Here is a 20,961-nt window from a genome sequence, read left to right on the forward strand (position 1 = left end):
GAACCATGATTTCGGTCGAACCCGGCACCGTTGTGGTGTACACGGATGTGGTGTGCGGCTGGTCCACCCTTGCGCTCGCCCGCTTCATACGGGAACGGGATGCCGCTGGGTTGTCGGACAGCCTCCGGCTCGACCACCGGCTGTTCTCTCTCGAGGACATCAACAGGTTTCCTGTACCGAAACGCTATCTGGACGCCGAGTTTCCTGTGCTGGGAGCATGCGAGCCGGATTTCGGCTGGAAGCCGTGGCAGAGAGACTCTGCAACCTGGCCGTGTACGTCGCTACCGGCGAACGAGGCTGTGCACGCCGCGAAACTCCAGTCGTTTCAGGCCGCAGAGGAGCTCGATATGGAAATCCGGCTGGCCTTCTTCCGCGACAGCCGGACGATCTCGTTGCATCACGAGCTTGTCGACATCGCGACGCGCTGTCCGCACGTCGATGTCGATGTCCTTGCCGAAACGCTCGACGCGGGCGCGGCTCGGGCCGCGATGATGCGCGACTACCGCAGGAACACAGCAGAGGTACAGGGTAGCCCCCATTTCTTCCTCGCCGATGGAAGCGACGTCCACAACCCCGGGATTTCGCTGCACTGGGTCGGCGAGCCTGGCGCCGGTTTTCCCGTCGTCGACCGCGACGACCCACAAGCCATCCGCACACTCGTGAAACGAGCCTCGCAGGCCTGAAGGCCGTCGACCGGTCGAGGTGGACCCGTATGCTCCGGTCCGGTTCAGCTGTCCGGATCGATGTCTTCCTCGTCCAGTCGGTGTACAGCCGCTTCCTCAGCGGAAGCAGCACCGCCGTCGATTCCGACGTCGTCGCCGACCAGGTCCTTGTCGACATCCTCGCCGGTTCCCTCGTCGGGCGCTACGAGCCGGCCGGACCGTTCGCCGCCCACTTCGTCGCTCCTGGACGGGTAATCCAGTCGGGCGTCGTCCGGCGCGGCGGTGGCGCCCTGCATCGCGGTCAGAGCCGAGTCCGGTTCTTCTTCCGCGAGACGCGATTCGAGGCTCTCGTGAGGTTCCATCGCGAGCGGACGGTCCGGCGGCGAATATCCTTCGTCCAGAACGTCGTCCTGGCCGCGGTCGATGAGGGTGTCTTCGGGCTGCAATTGGTCTTCGTCGTCGACGCTGTACTCGCCGGGAACGCTGGCGCCGGGGTTTTCCGATGTAGGCATATCTCAGACGATGCCACTCCGACTCGAGCCTCGCCATCGTTTGAGGCTGTGGGAATCTCCCCGCGGAAATCGGGTTTTGCAGTACGCGTGTACGGGTATTCGGAACTCAACCTCCGATGCCAACGGGCGACGGATAACACAGCGAGGTGACGCGATGATCATTCTGGGATTGGTTCTGCTGGTGGTCGGATGGCTGACAGGAATCTCGATTCTCACCACGATCGGGGTAATTCTTCTGGTGGTCGGGGTCATCCTCGCCATCCTGGGTGCAACGGGTCGAGCCATCGGAGGCCGCGCCCATTGGTATTGACCCCCATCGGCATGACCTCCAGGTTGGCATCGACCTCCGAGGAGCGGCCTGGAAGGGTTCACTTCTGGGTTGACAGCGGGCCGAGGCGTTTCGACGCTTCGGCCCGCTGTTGTCTCATCGAGCCGTACAGGCGTCGAGTTCGCTCACTTCGGAGTCGGACGAGATCTGCGGTGGCTGGTGTCGCACAACGGATATGTGTCACTGCGTCGGCATCGGCATACCGCGACCATGAACCGATCGGATACGGTCTCGTTGCCGTCTTCCGTCACAATGCGCACGGGCCCTTCGACAAGCGCGGGCCCGCCTTTCACCAGACGCACCACCCGCAGATCCCGCGTGACGTCTTCACTCATCTGGGAGACGCTCACTCTCACCGCCGAGGCGCATTCTGTCTGCACGGATCACCACCACTTCCTCGTTGGTGACGTTCTGGCCTGCCAGACGCGCTTCCTGGAGATATCGCATCCTGCTCTGCAGCACGGGACCGAATGGAATACTCTGCCGGGCAACAACTGCCGCTTTCAGGTCCTTCCCACGCAGCCGGTCCAGGGTAGCGTCGACGCCGCTGAATCCAGAATGCACGATCAGCGCGAATCCGTCGGCCGACAACAAATTCGGTAGTTCGTCGCACAACGGATCGATGACACAGCGGCCGTCAGGACCTGCGTCCCATCGTGGGTCGGCCTGCCCGCCCTCGTGCGGGACATAAGGCGGGTTGGACACGACGATATCGAACGGCCCGGACCGGGTGGCGACTTCCAGATCTCCACGGAACACTCGCACTGGCAGCCCGCGTGTGCGGGCGTTGAATCGTGCTGTCAGCACCGCACGGGACGCGATATCGACGGCTGTCACCGAAGCAGCGCCGAGTCTGGCCGCGGTGACGGCAAGAAATCCGCTACCTGTGCAGAAATCGAGCACGTGTGCATTGCGAGCACCACCTGCCTCGCCGAGAGCCTGCGCGAGCAGAAACGAATCTTCCTGCGGTCGGTATACGCCCGGCACTCGCCACACTCGGGCAGGCTGCCTATGGATGGGCACTGGTGGAGCTGTCACGACATCATCACCTCGGATCCTAGGGGCGCACGGGGAATACCCCGTGGTGATGCGATCAAACCCCGCCGGTGCGCCGATCAGAGTCCGGAGGCGACATCACGTCAGCAGTCGCCGGGTCAGTCCGTGCAGCCCACGACGCAGCCCTCCGGTGGGCTTCATGTCCTCCAGCGCTGCCCGGGCAGCGTTCCATCCGCACATCCCGTGCACTCCGCCGCCGGGGTGAGCACCGGCGCTCGCGAGGAACAGACCGTCGACGGGGGTGCGTGGACCCCCGAAACCGGGAAGGGGGCGTAGGAAGAGCTGCTGGTGGATCTGTGCTGTTCCCCCATTGACAGCTCCTCCGACAAGGTTCGCGTCGGCAGCCTCCAGATCGTGCGGTCGTTGCACGGTGCGCCCGACAATCGATTGCTCGAATCCCGGCGCGTACGCCTCGAGTTGGGTATCGACGCGTTCGGCGAGAAGATCCGCCGAGTTGTTGTCGGTGATTCCCCGGGGCAGATGGGTATAGGCCCAGCAGCTCTCCGTTCCTGCTGGAGAGCGCGACGGGTCGGTGGCGGTCATCTGCCCGACCAGCATGAACGGCGATTCGGGCACCACACCGGTCTCGAGGTCTGCCACCCACCGCACCATTGCACGCGAATCGGCACCGACGTGCACTGTTCCGGTTCCGGCCAGAGATCGCGACCGCCAGGGCACAGGCCGATCGAGTGCATAGTTGACCTTGACGACAGGGGTGTCCCATTGGAAACCCCGAAGATCTGAACGGATCCGATCGCTCACCGCGTCCGACGGAAGCAATTGCCCGTACAGTGCGGGCGCCGAGACATCGGCGAGCACTGCCCGACGAATACGGATGCGCTCACCGGACGCGGTTTGCACTGCCACCGCCCGTCCACGCTCGACCTCGATGCGGGTGACCTTCTGCCCGCACAGCACACGCGCACCTGCACTCTCTCCGCGGCGCACGAGCGCGTCGGTCAACGCCCCTGCGCCTCCCGCAGGCGCCGGAAACCCGACGTCCTGAGCGAGCATGGTCAGGACATACCCCATGACTCCGCTACCGGGTGCATCCGGTGGGGCGTCCGCGTGCATCGCATTACCGAGCATCAGCAAGCGCGCCGACGATCCACCGAAGAGTTCCTCGGACATTCGTAGAACCGGCAGCGCGAGCATCCTCGCGAAACGCACTGTCTCCCCGGTTCCCAACGCGCGGACCAGCGATGCCGCTCCGGCCACGGGAGGAAACGGCCGAAGCAGCGCATGCAGGAACGGTGTGCGGACCCGCTCCCACTGTTCGACCAGTGCCAGCCATGACCTCCCGTCGCCGGCGCACCGCCGTTCGAGGTCGGCCGCTGTGTCGGCGGGGTCCGGTCGTACCACCACCGCGTCGTCGTCCTCCGGTCCGTCCGGGTGACCGAATGCCGCCGCAGAACGGCACCAGCGCAGGCCGTGCGATTCGAGGTCCAGCGCGCGGAAGGCAGGCGATGCGGCAGCAAGCGGATGGAACGCGCTGAACAGATCGGCGATGAAGCCCGGATGCAGTTCGGCGCTGCGAACTGCACCACCCGGCGTCGGTTGCTCTTCGAGTACGACCACATCCCAGCCCGCGTCGGCGAGCGCGGCCGCCGCGGTCAATCCGTTGGGCCCGGCGCCGATGACGACCGCGTCCACCGTTCCCACTCCTGTCTCTTGTCGGTGATCGATGTCGGCACTCATGCTGTCCTCCCCTCCGGTGTCGCGCGTTCGGCGATCAACGCCAAGCGGTGCAGACACTCGCGATTGCGCGGACGAACCAGCTCTGCTTGGAGCACACCCGGGATGATGCGTGCAGGGCCGCCGACGACGCGTTCGGACATGGTGATCCGGGATCCGCTGCCCGAGGGGTCGACGGTCAATCCGATTTCGGCACGGCCGAAGAACCACGCCCGCGCAGAGAGAAGGAGTTCGTGCTCTGCAGTACGCGCGATCACCTCCGTGAAATCGTGAAGCATCGCGGGCCACAGGCCCACCGAGTGGTGGATCCGACTCCCCACCTCGGGCCAGGTGGCATCCACCTGGCGAATTCGCGAGGCACCCACGACCCATCCTGCATACCTCCACCCGTCGGCAAGCACATCCCAGACCTCTTCGGGCGAAGCAGCAGTTTCCTGCCAGGCGATTCGCGACATTGCATCCTCCATGGTCGATCGTTCGTGAGCCGACGTCTGCGTATCTGCGAACTGCGGTTGGGCGTACCCATTCGGGGTTCGATGCACACGACCGGAGATCGGGTGTGACGCAGCACCGGCGCGGGTACCAGAAGAACATGAAATCTGCCCCCGGCAACACGACCACGTCCGATGCTGATGACGCCTCTCCGTGTGCGTTCGTGTTCGCTCCTTCACCACTGTTGACGGTCACGATCGAGACAGCGCCCGACGACGGTCACGAATTGCATGTCCACGCGGGCGGACAGGGGTTCTGGATCGGCCGGATGGCAGCGATCCTCGGCATGGACGTACACCTGTGCGGACCGTTCGGCGGCGAAGCGGGACGTATTCTCGTCGACCTCATCAACCGCGAAGGCCTCACGGTCCACCCTGTGACGACCTCGCGAGAGAACGGCTCGTACGTCCACGATCGCCGGGGCGGCGAACGCAAAGTGGTGGTGGAAGTACCGCCCCCTCCCCTGACGCGGCACGAGACGGACGACCTGTTCAGTGCGTCGCTCGCTGCCGCCATGGCCGCCGACGTAGCGATCATCGGTGGCCCCCACTGTGACGAGGCGGTTCCGGTCGAGGTCTACCGGAGACTGTGTGCGGATCTGTCCGCGTTGAACATTCCGGTGGTGGCCGACCTTTCGGGTCCGACTCTGACCGCCGCCCTGGAAGGTGGAGTCACAGTACTCAAGGTGAGCCACGAAGACCTCATCGAGGACGGTCTGGCACCGTCGGACCACGTCGATGACCTTGTCGCCACGATGCGCAGGCTGCACGACGAAGGGGCGGAGACCGTTGTGGTCTCCCGGGCAGGCGACCCCGCCATCGCGCTGTGCGACGGCGAGTTGTGGGAGGTCGAGACGCCACCCGTTCAGATCGTCGACCACCACGGTGCGGGAGATTCCATGACGGCGGGCTTCGCGGCGGCCTTCGCGACCGGAAAGCCTGACGTCGAAGCACTTCGGCTGGGGGCCGCAGCAGGCGCCGTCAACGTGACCCGCAGGGGGCTCGCCACCGGACATGCCGGTGCGGTCGCGCGGATGGCAGAGAATGTGCAGGTGCGGCGGATGAAAGAGGGGCAACGATGAAGGCACTCATCGTCAACGACGACGGCATCGACAGTCCGGGCCTCACAGTATTGGCACGGGTCGCAGTGGAGGCCGGACTGGACGTGAGCGTGGCCGCACCGCACCTCGAGCGCAGCGGCGCGAGCGCATCGTTGTCCGCACTCGAAGAGGACGGCACGTTGTCGATGTCGCGGCGGGCCCTCCCCGGTTTTCCCGACATCGAAGCCTTCGCTGTCGAGTGTTCCCCCGCGCTGATCTCATTTCTCGCTGCGGAGGGCGTATTCGGCCCGCCACCGGACATCCTGCTTTCAGGCATCAATCTCGGCCCCAATACCGGTCACGCAATCCTGCACTCGGGCACTGTGGGCGCCGCGTTGACCGCCGCGAGTCACGGAGCGCGTGCCGTCGCATTGTCGTTGGACGGGACGACGCCTTCCCGATGGGAGACAGCAGAATCAGTGGCTGCCCGTGCCGTGCGCTGGGCAACCGATCATGCTCCTGCGGGACAGGTACTCAATGTGAACATTCCGGACATCCCTCTAGAGGAACTGCAGGGCTTACGGACTGCTCCCCTGGCCGAATTCGGCGCCGTGCAAGCGGAAATCGGCGAGGTACGGGAGGACGGTCGCCAGGCCCGCAGCGTCGCGGTGACCTTCCGAAGCGTCGTCATCGACGAAACTCGAGAGAGCGATGCCGCACTGCTGCATCGCGGCTGGGCCACCGCGACAATGCTGACGATGCCGTTCGAAGTGTCCGGGACCGATCTCAGCGCGTTGACGTTCTCGGCGGCGTGACCGGCCGCCTCCGCGCCCGGCCGGTCCTCGACAACCCCGACGTGGATGGTGGATTCCATGGGGAAAAAGAGGGTACGCACCGACCCATGGAACTCATTGTGATCGTCGCGCTCGTTGCAGTAGTGGCTTTCGTTGTGGCCCGCCGCCGAATCAATAGACGCCCCTGACATGCGTCAGCCCTTCACTTCACGCGGATCGCTTCCGTAACTGTTGCGTTCCCCGATGGTTCCGTCGAGGTTGCGGATGATGTGCTCGGTGCGACGTCTGTGCGCCTCCTCGATGCGCGAGGATTACGGGGCACGAGTCCCGGGTAGCCGCCAGAGCATGGATCAGTCGGAAACACCGTTGCTCACAGCCTTGGAGCAGTATCACCGGCTCGACCGCTACGGGTTTTCCCCACCCGGGCACCGTCAGGGTCGCGGGGTCGACGAGCATGTCACCCGAGTACTCGGCGGTGACCCATTTCGGTCCGACGTGCTCGCATCCGGCGGGCTCGACGACCGGAGAACGCGCAACGGCTACCTGCCCCGAGCCGAGGCACTCATGGCCGAAGCCGTCGGAGCCGAGCGGGCTTTCTTCTCCACCTGCGGAAGCTCACTGTCGGTGAAAGCCGCAATGATGGCAGTTGCCGGCGATGACCCCGGGGGGTTGTTGCTGGGGCGCGATTCACACAAATCGGTCGTCGCCGGATTGGTCTTCAGTGGAGTCACTCCCCGATGGATCACGCCGCGCTGGGACGACGAAATGCATTTCTCCCATCCGCCGTCGCCGGAACAGGTCGAGCAGGCGTGGGAATCACATCCCGATGCCGCGGGAGCGCTGATCGTCAGCCCGAGTCCCTACGGCACGTGCGCAGACATCGCCGGTATCGCGGAGGTATGTCACGACCGGGGCAAGCCGCTGATCATCGATGAGGCGTGGGGTGCGCATCTGCCCTTCCACGAAGATCTACCGACGTGGGCGATGGATGCGGGCGCCGACGTGTGCGTGGTCAGTGTCCACAAAATGGGAGCAGGCTTCGAACAGGGATCGGTTTATCACGTGCAGGGCGATCTGGTCGACAGCGTCCACCTGTCGGCCTGCGCCGATCTGCTGACCACCACGAGCCCCAATGTGCTGATCTACGCGGCGATCGGTGGCTGGCGGCGTCAAATGGTCGAACGCGGCACCGAATTGCTCGGTAATACACTCGGTCTGGCCCAGCACGCGCGAGATCGGATCTCCGCGATCGATGGCCTCGACGTTCTCGAAGACAGGTTGCTCGGAGAAGAAGCATCACACGAACTGGATCGACTGCAGATCCTCGTCGACGTCTGCGCGCTCGGCGTCTCGGGCTACCAATGCGCGGACTGGCTGCGCGAGCACTGCCATGTGGATGTGGGAATGACCGATCACCGCCGGATTCTTGCGACGATGTCGATGTCCGACAACGAGACGACCGTGAACCGGCTCGTCGAATCCCTCGAGCGGTTGGTGCTCGCCGCGGAGTCGTTCGAGTCGCCGCCGAAGATTCACTTACCCACTCCGGACGAGATCCAACTCGAGTCCGTCATGTCGCCACGGGAAGCGTTCTTCGGCCGCACGGAGATGGTTTCCGGCGATCGCGCCGCAGGACGGGTCGCAGCAGAACAGATCACCCCCTACCCACCGGGCATCCCTACCGTGGTGCCGGGCGAGCGATTGGACCAGTCCGTCATCGACTATCTGCGGAGCGGCCTGGACGCCGGGATGAACCTCCCCGACGCAACCGACTCGTCGCTGCAACTATTTCGAGTAGTGGCCCAGGATCGATCCTCGGTCAGCTGATGTCCGGATGGACGGGTTCGTCCGCGCCCTCCCCGCCGGTCCGCGTGAAGAACGATACGCGTCCGTTGGTCTCGAGGACTGCGAGTTCGATCTCGTCGAACCGGCGGATGCCCTTCTGGCGTGCGCTGCTCATCAGATCGTCGAGCGACATCCTTTCGGTGCGCAGTCGGTCGAGATCGGGAACTCCGTCGCGGACGATGATGACAGGGATTCCGTGCGTGACACCCCGCATGCGGGGAAACCGGGAATTGATCCATGACAGTCCCATGGTGAGCAAGGCGAACACGCCGACCGCCAGGACAGCCGCAGTGACGGAGTAATCCTGCTGCGTGACTCCTTGCTGGATGAGATCGCCCATCGCGATGTAGAGGATCAGCTGGAAGGTACTCAGTTCGCCTACCGTCGACCTCCCGACGATCCGCGTGACCACCCACAGGAACAGAAAGAGAACCGCCGCGCGGATGATGATCTCCATCAGGGCAACACCCACGTCTTGAATTCCACAGTGACCACATCGATTCCGTTCTCGTGTACGGATGCCGAGCCCGATGCTCCTGTCTGGCTGGACGGTTGGATATACGCGTCGAACCCGAGTGAGAGGGTGTCGCCGGGAGGTGGGTCGAGGGTCATATAGGTGCGATCGGCGTCGGAGGTCTCCGCCGACGGCTCAGGCGTCCACCCCTGACTTTCGAAGATATCGAAATAATCGGACTCGACGACGATCACCACCGGCTCCGTGAAACCCCCTGGTTTCCGGACCGTCAGATTCCAGGGGACGTCCAATCCTGGCCGAGCGACCCGCGGGTACTCGAGGTCGAGTTCGTATCCGCCACCGGATGCATGTGCGGTCGCACTGTAGACCCCCAGACGCCCGGTGAAGCCGACTACGACCACGACGAGGAGAAGACCTATCGCACCTCGCCGCAGCCAGGCGACAGCCGGGGAACGGGCGACGGTCCCGACATCGTCCAGTACCGAGTCCGGGATTCGATCGGAGGCGTCCATCGTCCGAATCTCCCACGATCATGACCCACGCGCCGGGCTTCGTGTGAAATGCCCACAGGCGGCTACGCGGTGGCGGTACCGGGTACGCGAGGCGCCCTCGACTTCGATGGCAGCGAGGGTTCGGTGCCGTGCACTGCGGGTACGCGACCTTCATGAACACACGACACACCACTTTGATCGCGACGGTGTCACTGACCGCGCTCCTGGCTGTCGGCTGCGGCGACGACGAAGCGACAACCGATGACGCCACCGTCGAGACACCACCCCTGACCACCGCCGAAACAACAACCGACGACATCCCCACGCCCGCGCCCGGTATGGCAGGCGGATTCCAGGTACCCGGAGAACCCAGCGACGACGACGATGCCTTCACCTACGACGAGGCCGCCGTGCCCGTCGGCTCCGTGGTGAGAGTCGACTCCGAGGAGGAGGACGGCCGCACGACGATCACCCTCGACGCGACGGGCCTGGCACCGATGCGTGACTTCGGCGTGCACGTGCACACCCAGCCGTGCGGGCCGCAGCCATCGGACGCGGGGCCTCACTATCAGAACGAGGTGGACCCTGCCGCGACCCCGGATTCGCCATCGACAGACCCTGCCTACGCGAATCCCCAGAACGAGGTCTGGCTCGACATCACGACCGACGACAACGGCGCAGCCCAGGCTTCGACGACCGTCGACTGGGAGTTCCGCGACGATGAGGCCAATTCCCTCGTGCTCCACGCGCAGCACACCATGACCGGGCCGGGTGAGGCCGGGATGGCGGGCGATCGGCTCGCGTGCATCGACACCGATTTCTGAGGTCCGTCGCCGCCGATCGAGATGCGGGTGATCGGAGTTTCGGATAGTTCGTCCGAGGTACCCCTTCTTCCATGACGGGATTGTTCTCCACACTGGAATCCGCGACCGTCCTCGACCGTCCGTCGAGGACCATCCGCGATGCTGTCCGCCGTGCCACGTCAGGTATAGCGGGTGACCTGTTGCGCGGCGACGTGGCGCCGGGGCATCCGCTTCACCCCGCGCTGGTGGCGATTCCGATCGGCGCTTGGTCGTGCGCTCCGTTGTTCGACTTCGTATTCCGCAAACCGGAAACCGCACAGCAGCTGATCGGCATCGGATTGATCGCAGCTGTTCCCTCGGCGTTGACCGGCTGGGCCGACTTCGCTGAATGCGATACCCAGCAGCGACGGGTCGGTCTGGTCCATGCAGCAGTCAACGGCACCGGCATTGCGCTGATGGGGCTGTCCTATCTGGGCCGGCGTCGAGGCAGCAGTCCCGCGGCGAGGGCAGCGAGCACGGTCGCGACCGCGATGATCGGCTTCGGGGGCACCCTCGGCGGGCACCTGGCATTCGCGCTGGGTGCCCGGGTGGAGCGCCGATCCCAGCAGCCTCCGGCCGCTGGGCCGGCGTTCGATCCGGTCCTGGCGTAGATCGCGGGCGATCGCCCCCACGGGGACTTGCGTCCGGTCGGTCGGTCAAGGCGTGAAGACGACCTTCACCGCGCCGTCCTGCTTTCGCTGGAAGATGTCGTATGCATGGGGTGCCTCTGCCAATGACAACCGGTGGGTGGCGAACGTATCCACTCCGAGTGGGTCGTCGTCGGTGAGAAGAGGCAATATCCGGGGCACCCAGTGCAACACATTGGCCTGGCCCATGCGAAGCCGAATCTGCTTGTCGAACATGGTCAGCATCGGCATCGGATCGCTCATTCCGCCGTATACACCGGACAGAGAAATCGTTCCTCCGCGGCGCACCACGTCGATCGCGGTGTACAGCGCATTCAGCCGGTCGACTCCCATCCGCTCCATCATCGGGGCGGCAATGGCCGACGGAAGGTAGCCGGTGGCCGTCTGCGCCAACTTGGCGACGGGTGAGCCATGAGCTTCCATACCTACTGCGTCGATGACCGAATCGGTGCCCCGGCCATCGGTGCGGTCCCGGATGAGATCTGCGAGTCCGGAACCGACGTCACCGAGATCGATGACGTCCATGCCCCTTGCGGCGGCCCGCGCAAGCCGTTCCGGCACGAGGTCGACGGCGATGACCCGAGCGCCACGGTGCATCGCGATACGACCTGCCATATCGCCGATCGGGCCGAGTCCGAGCACGGTGACCGTGCCGCCCTCCGGGATCTCGGCGTACTCGACGGCCTGCCATGCGGTCGGAAGTACGTCGGAGAGATACACGAATCGATCGTCGGCGGGGCCGTCCGGGACTTTGATGTGGGTCGTGTCGGCGTGGGGAACGCGCAGATACTGCGCTTGCCCGCCGGGAATGCTGCCGTACAGCTTCGAGTATCCGAACAACGCGGCCCCGCTCCCCTGCTCACGCACCTGGGTGGTCTCGCACTGCGAGTAAAGACCGTGATCGCACATGAAACACCCACCGCACGAGATCTGGAAGGGGATGACTACCCGGTCGCCGGGCGCCAGTTTCGTGACGGCAGAGCCCACCTCTTCCACGATGCCCATGGGTTCATGACCGAGGATGTCGCCGGGAGTCATGAACGCACCGAGTACTTCGTACAGGTGCAGATCGGAGCCACACAGATTGGTGGTCGTGACCTTGATGACAGCGTCGGTCGGTTCTTCGATTCGCGGGTCGGGGACGGTATCGACACTCACGTGACGTCGTCCCTGCCATGTCACTGCTTTCATCGTTCCTCCGCTCGTCGATAGGTGCACACCGGCGTACCCGCAGTCCGGGAAGGCAAACGGACTGGGCAGCAGAAGAATCCGGTCAGCTGTTCGGGCCGGCCCGGCACCGACTCACGCGCGGGTGTCACGTTTGCTCACCAGCTGGCAGCGGGTATGCGGGAACCATCGACTTCGAAGAAGGGGTGACCATCATGGACACAGCACAGCCTGGACGTCTGACCGGCCGGACCATCGCCATCCTCGCGACCGACGGCGTCGAAGAAGTGGAGCTCGTCGAGCCTCGGCGCGCGGTTGAGCGGGAGGGTGCCACGGTGCGGTTGCTGTCGCTGGAGAACGGGGAGATCCAGGCGATGGAGAAGGATGTGCACGCCGCGGGCAAGCACTCGGTGGACCAGCTTGTGGCAGACGCGGCGGTGGACGACTTCGACGGTCTCCTCCTACCCGGTGGTACAACCAATCCCGACCAGCTCCGTCAGGACGCAAAGGCGGTCGCATTCGTCCGTGATTTCGTCACATCGGGCCGACCCGTCGGCGTCATCTGCCACGGTCCGTGGACGCTCGTCGAAGCCGACGTCGTGCGCGATCGGACGTTGACGTCGTATCCGAGCGTCCGCACCGACATCCGGAACGCGGGTGGCACGGTGGTGGACGAGGAAGTGGTCATCGACAAGAACCTGGTGTCCAGCCGTAACCCTGCAGATCTGCCCGCGTTCTGCTCGGCAGTGATCGACGTCTTCGCCGATCGGCAACCGGCCGGGTGAGGGGCCGGAGCTACAAGCATGAGAGAAGCAAGGCCGAGCGATTTCGTCGTGGTGGCGAACCGCCTTCCCGTTGATCTCGTCGAGCAGTCCGACGATGGTCCCGCACGATGGCAGCGCAGTCCCGGTGGACTCGTCACGGCTCTCGAACCGGTCCTCCGCTCCGTCGAAGGTTCGTGGGTGGGATGGACGGGTACCGCCGGTGTCGCACTCGATCCGTTCATCGAAGACGGACTGGCCCTCCATCCGGTGCCCCTGGACGAACACGAGGTCGCCGAATACTACGAGGGGTTTGCCAACTCGACGCTCTGGCCGCTCTATCACGACGCCCTGGTTGCCCCGACCTTCCGCCGGGAATGGTGGCATACCTACCAGGAAGTCAACCGCCGCTTTGCCCGAGCCGCCTCGCTGGCCGCCGCACAGGGTGCCACCGTGTGGGTCCACGACTACCAGCTCCAACTCGTTCCGCATATGCTCCGCAAGTTGCGGCCGGATGTCAGGATCGGTTTCTTCTTGCACATTCCGTTCCCACCGCCAGAACTGTTCCTGCAACTGCCGTGGCGAAAGGCGATCGTGGAGGGCCTGCTCGGCGCCGACCTCGTCGGATTCCACCTTCCGGGAGGCGCCGAGAACTTCCGGTATCTCGCACGACGACTTTCCGGCCCGTCCAGCACTCATCTGTCCGCGGGCGGCCGCATCGACCTCGGTACACGGAGTGTGCGGGTAGGCGCCTATCCGATCTCCATCGACTCGGCGCGGCTGCGCGACTCCTCCGCCGAGCCGAACACCGTGATGCGCGCCGAACAGATCCGGGCGGAACTCGGTGATCCCGAGATCTTTCTGCTGGGCGTGGATCGGCTCGACTACACCAAGGGCATCGAGCTGCGTGTCGAGGCCTTGCGGGAGTTGTTCGTGGAGGGAGAACTCGATCCCGAAAAGACTGTGATGGTGCAACTCGCCACCCCCAGCCGCGAACGTCTCGAAGCCTATGCCTCGTTGCGGGACGACGTCGAGCGGGAAGTGGGCCGGATCAACGGCGAGTTCGGTCGTCTGCGCGGCCCTGTCGTGCACTACATCCATCGTCCGGTCGCACGGGACGAGCTCGTTGCGATGTACACCGGCGCCGACGTCATGCTCGTGACACCGCTGCGCGACGGAATGAACCTCGTCGCGAAAGAATACGTGGCCTGCCACGCCGATGGTAGAGGTGCACTTGTCCTCAGCGAATTCGCCGGGGCCGCGGCAGAATTGCGCCGCGCTTTCCTGGTGAATCCCCACGATCTCGAGGACGTGAAGAACGCGATACTCAGCGCCGTCCGATTCGACGATCCCGGGTTGACTCGGCGTATGCGCACGATGCACGACCACGTCATGAAGCACGATGTTGCCCGGTGGGCGCGCACCTTCCTCGACGATCTGCAGACGGCGTAGCCCACCACGGCGCGTCACGCCCCGTATGTACCTTCCGGTGAACCATCCCGGTAGGGGGTGAAGCATAATCTGACCTATGAAGGAAAGCGTCTCTTCTCCCGACACGGCTGCCGTAGCGCGCCGCTTCGAGGGCACCCAGTCCCCGCATGTCGGAAGCTTCCGCTACCTGCTCGCCGACGACACGTGGGAGTGGTCCGACGCGGTGGCGGCGATGCACGGCTACGTGCCGGGCACAGTTCATCCCACCACCGCATTGCTGCTGCATCACAAGCATCCCGACGACAAGAAGAAACTCGCAAAGCTGCTCGAGGCGGTCCGGACCACGGGAGAACCGTTCAGCAGTAAACATCGCATCATCGATACCGGTGGCAACGTCAAGAGCGTGGCGGTGATCGGCGACCGGCTGTTCGACAGAGATGGCACCATACTCGGCACCAGCGGGTTCTATCTCGATCTTTCCGAAGCCATCGAGGAAGACATCCGGGAAGGCGTGGATGTGGCTGTGTCGGCCCTCGCCGGGGCCCGCGCCGTGATCGAACAGGCCAAGGGGATCTTGATGGTGGTGTACGCCGTATCCGCCGAACGCGCCTTCGAGGTACTCACCTGGCGTTCCCAGGAGACCAATGTCAAGGTGCGAGCACTTGCGGAACAACTGGTCGCCGAGGCAGCAGGCGGTTCCGGCGCACAGCCGATCGCGCGCACCGAATTCGACCATCTCCTGATGACGCTGCACGACCGAGTGCCCGAGGCCTGATCCAGACCCCGGGCACCCCCCGACAACTACGGGTGCGAGCTACTGCTGTGACCGCTGCCGCGCTTCGTCCGCCTCGGCTTCGGCGCGGGCCTTCTCCGCCTCGGCTTCCTTCTGGGCCACTTCCCGCTGGCTTTCGGCCTTGTCCTGCTGGGCGCGTCCCTCGCGAGCGAGGTCGTCGTTTCCGACCAGAGCTCCGGCGGCTTCCTTGGCCTTACCTTTCACTCCTTCGACTGCACCTTTGATGCCCTCGCTGGGGCCGCTCTTGTCATCAGTCATTGCGATTGATCCCTTCTCGTGTGGATTCAACTGCTGTGAATTCACCTGTTCGGGCCCGTGTCTTCCGCTCTCCGTGACATGCCCCGGTCCACCGCTGCTCAGAGCAGCAGTCCGATGATCAGAGCCACGAAGATCAGGACGATCACCACGACCGCAGCGAGCGAGAGCCACCCGGTGGGTGGAAACCTGAAGCTCGTACGCGGTTCCGGCGCAGACAGACCCGAGGTGCCCGACGACTCGGGCGGTGTCGATCCAGGGCGTACTCCACCGCCCTCATCCAGATCGGGAGTGCTGTCGGGGCTCGGGTCTGTATTACCGTGCGGTTCAGGATCGGAGACGCTCATGTGCCCTCCTCTGGTCGTTTCCGCATCGTGTCGGACGAGTACCCGAACTCGGCAACCGCAACCCTCGGGTCGCGGATTCTGTCGGCCGGACCTACACCGGATGCCCGATGCCGGCTGTTCCAAACCATCGTTCGGGGCGATCCGGGTTCCTCCGTGGGGAACCTGGGTTTGCTCAGCCACGAGGCGGGGCATCCGGTGGATACGGAAGTTCACACGAAAGGAGCTTCGGCATGCCTACGTGCGATACATGCGGCAACAACTACGACAAGACCTTCACGGTCACTCGAGAGAACGTGACCGGCACATACGACAGTTTCGAGTGCGCGGCGGTCGCGATGGCGCCGGAGTGCGCCCACTGTCATTGCAGGATCCTCGGACACGGAGTAGAGGCGAACGGCGTGATGTTCTGCTGCGCCCACTGTGCCCGTCAAGTCGGTCAGGACCAGCTCACCGACCGCGTCGGAAGTTGACCTTCGGTATGAGCCAAGATGTGGAGAAACGCTGGCGCGACCCGAAGGCCTTCCGAAGCGCCGTTCGGTATGCGGCTGCGGTGATCGTGATCGCCCTACTGATCATGTTCGGAGTGATCGTCTGGTCCGCCATGTCAGGTGACAGCTGCGCGGACGCAGAGTTTGCCGTGTGCACCGATCCCGCCCGCCAGATCCTCATGTTCGGCCCCGTTGTCGTGCTTCTTCTGGGGGGACTCGGTGCCTTCGTACGCACCTATCAGGTGTGGAAGGCCGGCGGCCGGTGGCCTATCTGGCACGGAACCGGTTGGGCGCTCTTCGTTCTGATGGTGATGTACGCCGGTATCTCGGCGACGGCAGCGACGTAGCCCGACTTTCGAACAACCTGCGCCTCGGCGCCCGGGAAGGAAGCCGATGCACATCTCCATGGTGTCGGAGGATGCGAGTCCGCTCGCTGCTCTCGACGATGCCGATGTCGATGGACGACACGTCCACATCGCCGAACTGTCTTCTGCCTTGGCTCGCGCAGGGCACCGCGTGGTGGTCTACACCCGCCGCGACAGCAGCGACCTTCCCGAGCGAGTGCGCACCGAAGCGAACTACGAGGTAGTGCATGTTCCGGCCGGTCCGCCCGAGCCGCTCAGGAAGGAGGAACTACTTCCCTTCACGGGTGAGTTCAGTTCGTTCCTCCGGAAGGAATGGTCACGCGAACTTCCCGACATCGCACATGCCCATTTCTGGATCTCGGGAATCGCGGCACAGTTGGCAGCGAGAGAACTGGGAGTTCCCACCGTACAGACCTTCCACGCACTGGGAATAGTCGAACGCAGACATCAGAACGGCCGGCCTCGGAGCACCGGGGATCCCGGCCGGGCGGATCGGATCCGGCTGGAGAAACTCGTCGCCCATGGGGCCACCAGAGTATTGGCAGCCTGCTCCGACGAAGTATCCGAACTCGCTCGCATGGGGCTTCCTCGCACTCGTACGTCCGTCATTCCTTGCGGCGTCGATGTGAGACGATTCGAACCTGTCGGGCCCACGCTCCTCCCCCGCCGAACGAAGTACCGCATCGTCACCGTCGGAAAGCTCATGCCTCGAATGGGTTTCGACATCACGATCGAAGCCTTGCGGGCACTTCCCGAGACCGAACTCGTGGTGGCCGGGGGCACTGCGGGCGGTGAACTGTCCGACGACCCGGAAGCAGCACGGCTTGCCGACGTCGCACGCCGGTGCGGCATAGCCGACCGCGTGCGGATACCCGGCCGGATCGCGCCCTCCCAGGTGCCCGCCCTGTTGCGTTCAGCGGACATCGTCGTGAGCACCCCCTGGTACGAGACGTTGGGCGTTGTGCCTCTCGAGGCCATGGCGTGTGGACGACCCGTGATCGCGGCTGCAGCAGGCAGCGTGCTCGATATCGTGGTCGACGGTATTACGGGCATTCTCGTACCACCCCGCCTTCCCGAGGCACTCGCGAAGGCCGCACGGCGGCTACTCGGCGATCCCACGACGCGCGACACCTACGGGATCGCGGGCCGCGACCGCGCCGTCGCACGGTACTCGTGGGATCGCGTCGCAGCAGACACAGCACGGGCGTACGAGCGGATTCTGCCTGTGCCGTGCAAAGAATCCCCGCGCGAAGAATCCCTCAGCGGCATGAAAGAGAAATAGCGTGCCGGACGCCTACCATCGCAACAGTATCGGCGTAGAAAAACCGTTGCCGTGCAAGCCTCCACCCTGCACGGCAACGGTGTCGCGACACACTGACCACTTCAGTCTGCCGCGCTCTTCGGATGGCATCAGGCGGCGAAACTCAGCGATCTCATGGCACTTTCGAGAGAGAGATGCTGAGAGATCCGCTTGTCGGGGTCGGCGATACGCAGCAGTCGCTGAACCGGTCTCCCGCCAACGAGTGCCCAACGTGCATCGCTCTGGCGGCTTACCTCATCGAGGTCACGGAACACCGTCAAGCCCGCCGTTCCGTAGAACCCTACTTCGGACAGATCCAGGATCATCCGCTGCGAGGAGCGAAGCTGTCTACAGGCGTAGTCACTCAGTGCAGAAGCGTTACGGAGGTCGATCTCTCCGGTGACGCCCAAACGAACCAAGGCCGAACTGATCTGTTGCGCGCGAAATTGTGCACCGACGGCCCAGCTGATCGCGGCAAGGCTCGGAACGGCGCGAATGGTGTGGCTCGGCTCGATAGGGCTTTCTGTAGCAGTCATTGCACTTCCCAACGTCTGAGGAATTTCAAAGGCGCTACAGGCGCGGCAGCAGCAACAGTTCGTCCGCCGGAATACCACCCATAAGCGGCACCTTCGACTTCAGGCTGTGTGCTCAACCGGACTCAACACTAGTGCAGATGCGCCCGGCACTCAACTGGATCAGTCATCTCCAACTCGCAGCGGAGCAGCGTCGGAGGGCGGTGTTTCGAGAACTCATAGGCTGGGTAGTCTTCCCCTCGAAGAAACTGGAAGAGGACACTCAGCACCGCTACATGCAGTCACGGAGAACAGGCACTCATGGCGAAATCCGCGTCGGTAGATTCGGCACACAAAGATGCTTCACCCACAGTCGAGCTGCGGGTGAAGGCCGATGCCGACCAGCTTTCGGTGCTGCGCGCTGTCGCAGCAGCGATCGCCTTGCAACACGACCTCGATCTCGACACCGTCGAGGACATCAAACTCGCGGTCGACGAGGCAGCAACACGGTTGATCGTGAATTCTGTTGAGCTGTCGACCCTTCTGTGCAGCTTCCAGGTCTCACCGACCGGAGTGAAGATCAGCTTGTCGGCCCCCACCCGCCCGGACGCTCCTACCCGGCAGCCCCGCTCGTTCGGATGGCATGTTCTGAATTCGCTCACCGATTCGGTGGCCGTATCGTCGGGCGTCGACGAGCGCGGCGACACAGTGAGCACTATCGAGATGGCCATCTCCGACCGTAGCGCGGCTCGGTGAAAGAGAAGAACCGACGGTCGAATGACGATTACGCCGATGTCTTCGACGATCTGAAAGGGCTCTCTGTTCTCGGCGAGAAGGACGCGGCACGATCCGTGATCCGCGAACGCGTCGTCGAACGCTGCCTCCCACTCGCAGAACACATCGCGCGGCGTTTCGACGGGCGCGGTGAGTCGTTCGAAGACCTGCTGCAGGTCGCGCGTCTCGGGCTGGTCAACGCGGTCGACAGGTTCGATCCCGAGCGCGGCGCCGACTTCGTGTCGTTCGCGGTGCCCACGATCATGGGTGAGGTCCGGCGGCACTTCCGCGACACCGCGTGGGCGGTGCGGGTTCCCCGCCGCATGAAGGAACTGCACCTGTCACTGAGTCACGCCACCGCAGATCTGTCGCAGCGTCTCGGACGCGCGCCCTCAGCGAGCGAGCTCGCGCAGGAGTTGGGTATCGACCAGGAGGAAGTGCTCCAAGGGCTGGTCGCCGGCAATGCCTATACCACGATTTCTGTGGATCGGTCGTCGTCGCAGACCGACGACGGTCTCACTCTGGCCGAAACACTCGGCGAGTACGACACGGCCCTCGACGAGGTCGAGAACAACGAAGCACTGCGCCCGTTGCTCGACGCGCTACCGGAACGCGAACGCTCCATCATCATGCTGCGATTCTTCGGAAACATGACGCAGACACAGATCGCCGAACGCGTCGGAGTGTCCCAGATGCACGTCTCCCGTCTACTGGCGAAAACTCTGGCACAGCTGCGGGATCAGCTCGGCGACAACTTCTGAGCCGAGCCGATCCCTCCGCCTCGGCTCAGAAGGTCGCGGCATCGATGACGAATCGGTACCGCACGTCGCTCGTCACGACCCGGTCGTAGGCTTCGGCGATGCGATCGGCGGAGATCAGCTCGATCTCTGCGGCAATGCCGTGCGCTGCACAGAACTCGAGCATCTCCTGAGTGGACGCAATCCCTCCGACGTTCGATCCCGCGATCGCCCGGTCGTTGTTGCCGAGTGAGAACGCCCGCAGCGACAGTGGATTCTCGGGTAGCCCCAGTTCGACGAGAACACCCTGCAGCGACAGCAGCGACAGGTACCGGTCCAGGTCGAGGTTGACCGACACGGTGTTGAGGATCAGGTCGAACTTGCCGCGAAGTTCCTTGAAGATCTCCGGGTCGGTGGTTGCGCGATAGTCGACGGCACCGAAGCGCAAGCCATCTTCCTTCTTCGCCGAGGAATGGCTGAGCACGGTCACCTCCGCGCCCAGCGCAGCGGCGATCTTGACGCCGACGTGCCCCAGCCCGCCCATCCCGATGATCGCGACCTTGGTGCCGGGACCTGCCTTCCAGCGCTTCAACGGTGAGTACAACGTGATACCTGCACACAGCAACGGTGTCGCCGCAGCAGGATCGAGCCTGTCCGGCACCTTCAGTACGAAGTGCTCCGTGACGACGATGTGTGTCGAGTAGCCGCCCTGGGTGACCTGGCCGTCGCGGCCGACGGAGTTGTACGTCGCGGTGACTCGCTCGAGGCAATGCTGTTCGAATCCGGTCGCGCACGGATCGCACTGACCACACGAATCGACGAAGCATCCCACGCCGACCCGGTCGCCGACGACGTGCTTCGTGACGTCGTCGCCGGTCGCCGCGACGCGCCCGACGATCTCGTGTCCGGGCACAACCGGATACTTGGTACCGCCCCATTCGTTGCGGGCCACATGGATGTCCGAGTGGCAGATACCGGCGAATTCGATCTCGATCAGAACGTCACGCGGACCCAGCGGACGCCGCTCGATCGTGGTCTTCGTCAAGGGAGCATCTGCAGCGGTGGCAGCGAACGCCGTCGCGGTGATAGCCGGAACAGGAACAGCAGAGTCATTCATGTTCCTATACCTACTCCCCCACGAGTGACAGCTCGC

27 protein-coding genes are annotated in these 20,961 nt (G+C 64.2%); 15 read left to right on the forward strand and 12 right to left on the reverse strand.

The features are described from left to right. Positions 1-5 precede the first annotated feature (5 nt). Positions 6-683, forward strand: coding sequence for a DsbA family oxidoreductase (locus ACTDXD_RS03165; protein WP_440125747.1), 678 nt, complete (start codon positions 6-8; stop codon positions 681-683). A 44-nt stretch (positions 684-727) separates the two neighbouring features. Here ACTDXD_RS03165 and ACTDXD_RS03170 read toward each other — a convergent pair whose 3' ends face one another. Then, positions 728-1,174 carry a DUF5709 domain-containing protein gene (locus ACTDXD_RS03170; RefSeq protein ID WP_440125748.1) on the reverse strand — a complete coding sequence of 149 codons (447 nt, stop codon included), beginning with the start codon at positions 1,172-1,174 and terminating at the stop codon, positions 728-730. A gap of 154 nt (positions 1,175-1,328) precedes the next feature. Here ACTDXD_RS03170 and ACTDXD_RS03175 point away from each other — a divergent pair, with 154 nt between their 5' ends. Beyond that, positions 1,329-1,484, forward strand: coding sequence for a DUF6131 family protein (locus ACTDXD_RS03175; protein WP_169690105.1), 156 nt, complete (start codon positions 1,329-1,331; stop codon positions 1,482-1,484). Positions 1,485-1,627: 143 nt separating this feature from the next. On the opposite strand, the gene ACTDXD_RS03180 is transcribed toward ACTDXD_RS03175, so the two are convergent. The 4 genes from ACTDXD_RS03180 to ACTDXD_RS03195 form a co-directional block, all read right to left on the reverse strand. Next, positions 1,628-1,837 (reverse strand): CDGSH iron-sulfur domain-containing protein, encoded by a 210-nt coding sequence (locus ACTDXD_RS03180; RefSeq protein ID WP_440125749.1) that lies wholly within the window; start codon positions 1,835-1,837, stop codon positions 1,628-1,630. Then, entirely contained in the window at positions 1,830-2,540 is a 711-nt protein-coding gene (locus ACTDXD_RS03185) for a HemK2/MTQ2 family protein methyltransferase (RefSeq protein WP_440125750.1), read from the reverse strand. The genes ACTDXD_RS03180 and ACTDXD_RS03185 overlap by 8 nt, the downstream gene beginning before the upstream one ends. Before the next feature lie 96 nt (positions 2,541-2,636). Then, positions 2,637-4,256 (reverse strand): phytoene desaturase family protein, encoded by a 1,620-nt coding sequence (locus ACTDXD_RS03190; protein WP_440125751.1) that lies wholly within the window; start codon positions 4,254-4,256, stop codon positions 2,637-2,639. Further along, the gene (locus ACTDXD_RS03195; RefSeq protein ID WP_440125752.1) at positions 4,253-4,708 is read right to left on the reverse strand and encodes an SRPBCC family protein; all 456 of its coding nucleotides are present in this window, start codon (positions 4,706-4,708) and stop codon (positions 4,253-4,255) included. Before ACTDXD_RS03195 ends, ACTDXD_RS03190 begins: the two co-directional genes overlap by 4 nt. A 137-nt stretch (positions 4,709-4,845) precedes the next feature. On the opposite strand from ACTDXD_RS03195, the gene ACTDXD_RS03200 reads away from it, so the two are divergent. The 3 genes from ACTDXD_RS03200 (at position 4,846) to ACTDXD_RS03210 (ending at position 8,405) form a co-directional block, all read left to right on the forward strand. Next, positions 4,846-5,826: a PfkB family carbohydrate kinase gene (locus ACTDXD_RS03200; protein WP_440125753.1), complete on the forward strand. Its 981-nt coding sequence runs from the start codon at positions 4,846-4,848 to the stop codon at positions 5,824-5,826. Then, positions 5,823-6,599 (forward strand): 5'/3'-nucleotidase SurE, encoded by a 777-nt coding sequence (gene surE, locus ACTDXD_RS03205; protein ID WP_440125754.1) that lies wholly within the window; start codon positions 5,823-5,825, stop codon positions 6,597-6,599. The genes ACTDXD_RS03200 and surE overlap by 4 nt, the downstream gene beginning before the upstream one ends. A 324-nt stretch (positions 6,600-6,923) precedes the next feature. Next, positions 6,924-8,405 carry an aminotransferase class I/II-fold pyridoxal phosphate-dependent enzyme gene (locus tag ACTDXD_RS03210; RefSeq protein WP_440125755.1) on the forward strand — a complete coding sequence of 494 codons (1,482 nt, stop codon included), beginning with the start codon at positions 6,924-6,926 and terminating at the stop codon, positions 8,403-8,405. Here the strand turns inward: ACTDXD_RS03210 and ACTDXD_RS03215 are convergent. Then, complete coding sequence (locus ACTDXD_RS03215; RefSeq protein WP_440127515.1) at positions 8,398-8,880, reverse strand: DUF421 domain-containing protein; 483 nt, start codon at positions 8,878-8,880, stop codon at positions 8,398-8,400. The genes ACTDXD_RS03210 and ACTDXD_RS03215 overlap by 8 nt on opposite strands. After that, the gene (locus ACTDXD_RS03220) at positions 8,880-9,410 is read right to left on the reverse strand and encodes a hypothetical protein (protein WP_440125756.1); all 531 of its coding nucleotides are present in this window, start codon (positions 9,408-9,410) and stop codon (positions 8,880-8,882) included. Before ACTDXD_RS03220 ends, ACTDXD_RS03215 begins: the two co-directional genes overlap by 1 nt. Positions 9,411-9,562: 152 nt before the next feature. Here ACTDXD_RS03220 and ACTDXD_RS03225 point away from each other — a divergent pair, with 152 nt between their 5' ends. Further along, positions 9,563-10,213 (forward strand): superoxide dismutase family protein, encoded by a 651-nt coding sequence (locus ACTDXD_RS03225; protein ID WP_440125757.1) that lies wholly within the window; start codon positions 9,563-9,565, stop codon positions 10,211-10,213. Between the two features lie 71 nt (positions 10,214-10,284). Further along, positions 10,285-10,842, forward strand: a complete 558-nt coding sequence (locus tag ACTDXD_RS03230) for a DUF2231 domain-containing protein (protein ID WP_440125758.1) — start codon at positions 10,285-10,287, stop codon at positions 10,840-10,842. Positions 10,843-10,887: 45 nt separating this feature from the next. On the opposite strand, the gene ACTDXD_RS03235 is transcribed toward ACTDXD_RS03230, so the two are convergent. After that, on the reverse strand, positions 10,888-12,069 hold the full coding sequence (locus ACTDXD_RS03235; protein ID WP_440125759.1) for a zinc-dependent alcohol dehydrogenase: 1,182 nt from the start codon (positions 12,067-12,069) through the stop codon (positions 10,888-10,890). A gap of 191 nt (positions 12,070-12,260) precedes the next feature. On the opposite strand from ACTDXD_RS03235, the gene ACTDXD_RS03240 reads away from it, so the two are divergent. From ACTDXD_RS03240 to ACTDXD_RS03250, 3 genes are all read left to right on the forward strand, one after another. Beyond that, positions 12,261-12,830 (forward strand): type 1 glutamine amidotransferase domain-containing protein, encoded by a 570-nt coding sequence (locus ACTDXD_RS03240; RefSeq protein WP_440125760.1) that lies wholly within the window; start codon positions 12,261-12,263, stop codon positions 12,828-12,830. Between the two features lie 18 nt (positions 12,831-12,848). Further along, on the forward strand, positions 12,849-14,258 hold the full coding sequence (locus ACTDXD_RS03245) for an alpha,alpha-trehalose-phosphate synthase (UDP-forming) (protein ID WP_440125761.1): 1,410 nt from the start codon (positions 12,849-12,851) through the stop codon (positions 14,256-14,258). 76 nt (positions 14,259-14,334) lie between these two features. Continuing rightward, positions 14,335-15,012: a PAS and ANTAR domain-containing protein gene (locus ACTDXD_RS03250; RefSeq protein ID WP_440125762.1), complete on the forward strand. Its 678-nt coding sequence runs from the start codon at positions 14,335-14,337 to the stop codon at positions 15,010-15,012. A 39-nt stretch (positions 15,013-15,051) separates the two neighbouring features. Here the strand turns inward: ACTDXD_RS03250 and mbp1 are convergent, their stop codons facing one another. Both mbp1 and ACTDXD_RS03260 read right to left on the reverse strand, forming a co-directional pair. Next, entirely contained in the window at positions 15,052-15,288 is a 237-nt protein-coding gene (gene mbp1 / locus ACTDXD_RS03255) for a microaggregate-binding protein 1 (RefSeq protein WP_440125763.1), read from the reverse strand. A gap of 98 nt (positions 15,289-15,386) precedes the next feature. Next, complete coding sequence (locus ACTDXD_RS03260; RefSeq protein ID WP_440125764.1) at positions 15,387-15,632, reverse strand: DUF6480 family protein; 246 nt, start codon at positions 15,630-15,632, stop codon at positions 15,387-15,389. A 230-nt stretch (positions 15,633-15,862) separates the two neighbouring features. Between ACTDXD_RS03260 and ACTDXD_RS03265 the strand changes: the two genes are divergently transcribed. From ACTDXD_RS03265 to ACTDXD_RS03275, 3 genes are read left to right on the forward strand one after another with little or no spacing between them, the layout of a single operon-like run. Next, entirely contained in the window at positions 15,863-16,102 is a 240-nt protein-coding gene (locus tag ACTDXD_RS03265; protein ID WP_440125765.1) for a hypothetical protein, read from the forward strand. Between the two features lie 8 nt (positions 16,103-16,110). Next, positions 16,111-16,467 (forward strand): hypothetical protein, encoded by a 357-nt coding sequence (locus ACTDXD_RS03270; protein WP_440125766.1) that lies wholly within the window; start codon positions 16,111-16,113, stop codon positions 16,465-16,467. 46 nt (positions 16,468-16,513) lie between these two features. Then, positions 16,514-17,767, forward strand: a complete 1,254-nt coding sequence (locus tag ACTDXD_RS03275; RefSeq protein WP_440125767.1) for a glycosyltransferase — start codon at positions 16,514-16,516, stop codon at positions 17,765-17,767. 128 nt (positions 17,768-17,895) lie between these two features. Here ACTDXD_RS03275 and ACTDXD_RS03280 read toward each other — a convergent pair whose 3' ends face one another. Further along, a complete protein-coding gene (locus tag ACTDXD_RS03280) occupies positions 17,896-18,321 on the reverse strand; it encodes an STAS domain-containing protein (RefSeq protein WP_440125768.1) in 426 nt (141 codons plus the stop codon). 297 nt (positions 18,322-18,618) lie between these two features. On the opposite strand from ACTDXD_RS03280, the gene ACTDXD_RS03285 reads away from it, so the two are divergent. Both ACTDXD_RS03285 and ACTDXD_RS03290 read left to right on the forward strand, forming a co-directional pair. After that, positions 18,619-19,053, forward strand: a complete 435-nt coding sequence (locus ACTDXD_RS03285; RefSeq protein WP_440125769.1) for an ATP-binding protein — start codon at positions 18,619-18,621, stop codon at positions 19,051-19,053. Beyond that, the gene (locus ACTDXD_RS03290) at positions 19,050-19,832 is read left to right on the forward strand and encodes a SigB/SigF/SigG family RNA polymerase sigma factor (protein WP_440125770.1); all 783 of its coding nucleotides are present in this window, start codon (positions 19,050-19,052) and stop codon (positions 19,830-19,832) included. The genes ACTDXD_RS03285 and ACTDXD_RS03290 overlap by 4 nt, the downstream gene beginning before the upstream one ends. Positions 19,833-19,857: 25 nt before the next feature. Here ACTDXD_RS03290 and ACTDXD_RS03295 read toward each other — a convergent pair whose 3' ends face one another. Continuing rightward, the gene (locus tag ACTDXD_RS03295; RefSeq protein WP_440125771.1) at positions 19,858-20,925 is read right to left on the reverse strand and encodes an NAD(P)-dependent alcohol dehydrogenase; all 1,068 of its coding nucleotides are present in this window, start codon (positions 20,923-20,925) and stop codon (positions 19,858-19,860) included. Positions 20,926-20,961: the final 36 nt, after the last annotated feature.

This window comes from Rhodococcus sp. SJ-3, from assembly GCF_051918125.1.
Taxonomy (GTDB): Bacteria; Actinomycetota; Actinomycetes; order Mycobacteriales; family Mycobacteriaceae; genus Rhodococcus.

What these genes read in the sequence shown, in the direction of transcription:
- ACTDXD_RS03200 (WP_440125753.1), top strand. Translation starts at nt 4,846, where the DNA reads ATGAAATCTGCCCCCGGCAACACGACCACGTCCGATGCTGATGACGCC.
- ACTDXD_RS03235 (WP_440125759.1), bottom strand. Translation starts at nt 12,069, where the DNA reads ATGAAAGCAGTGACATGGCAGGGACGACGTCACGTGAGTGTCGATACC.
- ACTDXD_RS03190 (WP_440125751.1), bottom strand. Translation starts at nt 4,256, where the DNA reads ATGAGTGCCGACATCGATCACCGACAAGAGACAGGAGTGGGAACGGTG.
- ACTDXD_RS03295 (WP_440125771.1), bottom strand. Translation starts at nt 20,925, where the DNA reads ATGAATGACTCTGCTGTTCCTGTTCCGGCTATCACCGCGACGGCGTTC.
- ACTDXD_RS03285 (WP_440125769.1), top strand. Translation starts at nt 18,619, where the DNA reads ATGGCGAAATCCGCGTCGGTAGATTCGGCACACAAAGATGCTTCACCC.
- ACTDXD_RS03170 (WP_440125748.1), bottom strand. Translation starts at nt 1,174, where the DNA reads ATGCCTACATCGGAAAACCCCGGCGCCAGCGTTCCCGGCGAGTACAGC.
- mbp1 (WP_440125763.1), bottom strand. Translation starts at nt 15,288, where the DNA reads ATGACTGATGACAAGAGCGGCCCCAGCGAGGGCATCAAAGGTGCAGTC.
- ACTDXD_RS03270 (WP_440125766.1), top strand. Translation starts at nt 16,111, where the DNA reads ATGAGCCAAGATGTGGAGAAACGCTGGCGCGACCCGAAGGCCTTCCGA.
- ACTDXD_RS03280 (WP_440125768.1), bottom strand. Translation starts at nt 18,321, where the DNA reads ATGACTGCTACAGAAAGCCCTATCGAGCCGAGCCACACCATTCGCGCC.
- ACTDXD_RS03245 (WP_440125761.1), top strand. Translation starts at nt 12,849, where the DNA reads ATGAGAGAAGCAAGGCCGAGCGATTTCGTCGTGGTGGCGAACCGCCTT.
- ACTDXD_RS03240 (WP_440125760.1), top strand. Translation starts at nt 12,261, where the DNA reads ATGGACACAGCACAGCCTGGACGTCTGACCGGCCGGACCATCGCCATC.
- ACTDXD_RS03230 (WP_440125758.1), top strand. Translation starts at nt 10,285, where the DNA reads ATGACGGGATTGTTCTCCACACTGGAATCCGCGACCGTCCTCGACCGT.
- ACTDXD_RS03250 (WP_440125762.1), top strand. Translation starts at nt 14,335, where the DNA reads ATGAAGGAAAGCGTCTCTTCTCCCGACACGGCTGCCGTAGCGCGCCGC.
- ACTDXD_RS03175 (WP_169690105.1), top strand. Translation starts at nt 1,329, where the DNA reads ATGATCATTCTGGGATTGGTTCTGCTGGTGGTCGGATGGCTGACAGGA.
- surE (WP_440125754.1), top strand. Translation starts at nt 5,823, where the DNA reads ATGAAGGCACTCATCGTCAACGACGACGGCATCGACAGTCCGGGCCTC.
- ACTDXD_RS03210 (WP_440125755.1), top strand. Translation starts at nt 6,924, where the DNA reads ATGGATCAGTCGGAAACACCGTTGCTCACAGCCTTGGAGCAGTATCAC.
- ACTDXD_RS03265 (WP_440125765.1), top strand. Translation starts at nt 15,863, where the DNA reads ATGCCTACGTGCGATACATGCGGCAACAACTACGACAAGACCTTCACG.
- ACTDXD_RS03180 (WP_440125749.1), bottom strand. Translation starts at nt 1,837, where the DNA reads ATGAGTGAAGACGTCACGCGGGATCTGCGGGTGGTGCGTCTGGTGAAA.
- ACTDXD_RS03215 (WP_440127515.1), bottom strand. Translation starts at nt 8,880, where the DNA reads ATGGAGATCATCATCCGCGCGGCGGTTCTCTTTCTGTTCCTGTGGGTG.
- ACTDXD_RS03165 (WP_440125747.1), top strand. Translation starts at nt 6, where the DNA reads ATGATTTCGGTCGAACCCGGCACCGTTGTGGTGTACACGGATGTGGTG.
- ACTDXD_RS03225 (WP_440125757.1), top strand. Translation starts at nt 9,563, where the DNA reads ATGAACACACGACACACCACTTTGATCGCGACGGTGTCACTGACCGCG.
- ACTDXD_RS03195 (WP_440125752.1), bottom strand. Translation starts at nt 4,708, where the DNA reads ATGTCGCGAATCGCCTGGCAGGAAACTGCTGCTTCGCCCGAAGAGGTC.
- ACTDXD_RS03275 (WP_440125767.1), top strand. Translation starts at nt 16,514, where the DNA reads ATGCACATCTCCATGGTGTCGGAGGATGCGAGTCCGCTCGCTGCTCTC.
- ACTDXD_RS03220 (WP_440125756.1), bottom strand. Translation starts at nt 9,410, where the DNA reads ATGGACGCCTCCGATCGAATCCCGGACTCGGTACTGGACGATGTCGGG.
- ACTDXD_RS03260 (WP_440125764.1), bottom strand. Translation starts at nt 15,632, where the DNA reads ATGAGCGTCTCCGATCCTGAACCGCACGGTAATACAGACCCGAGCCCC.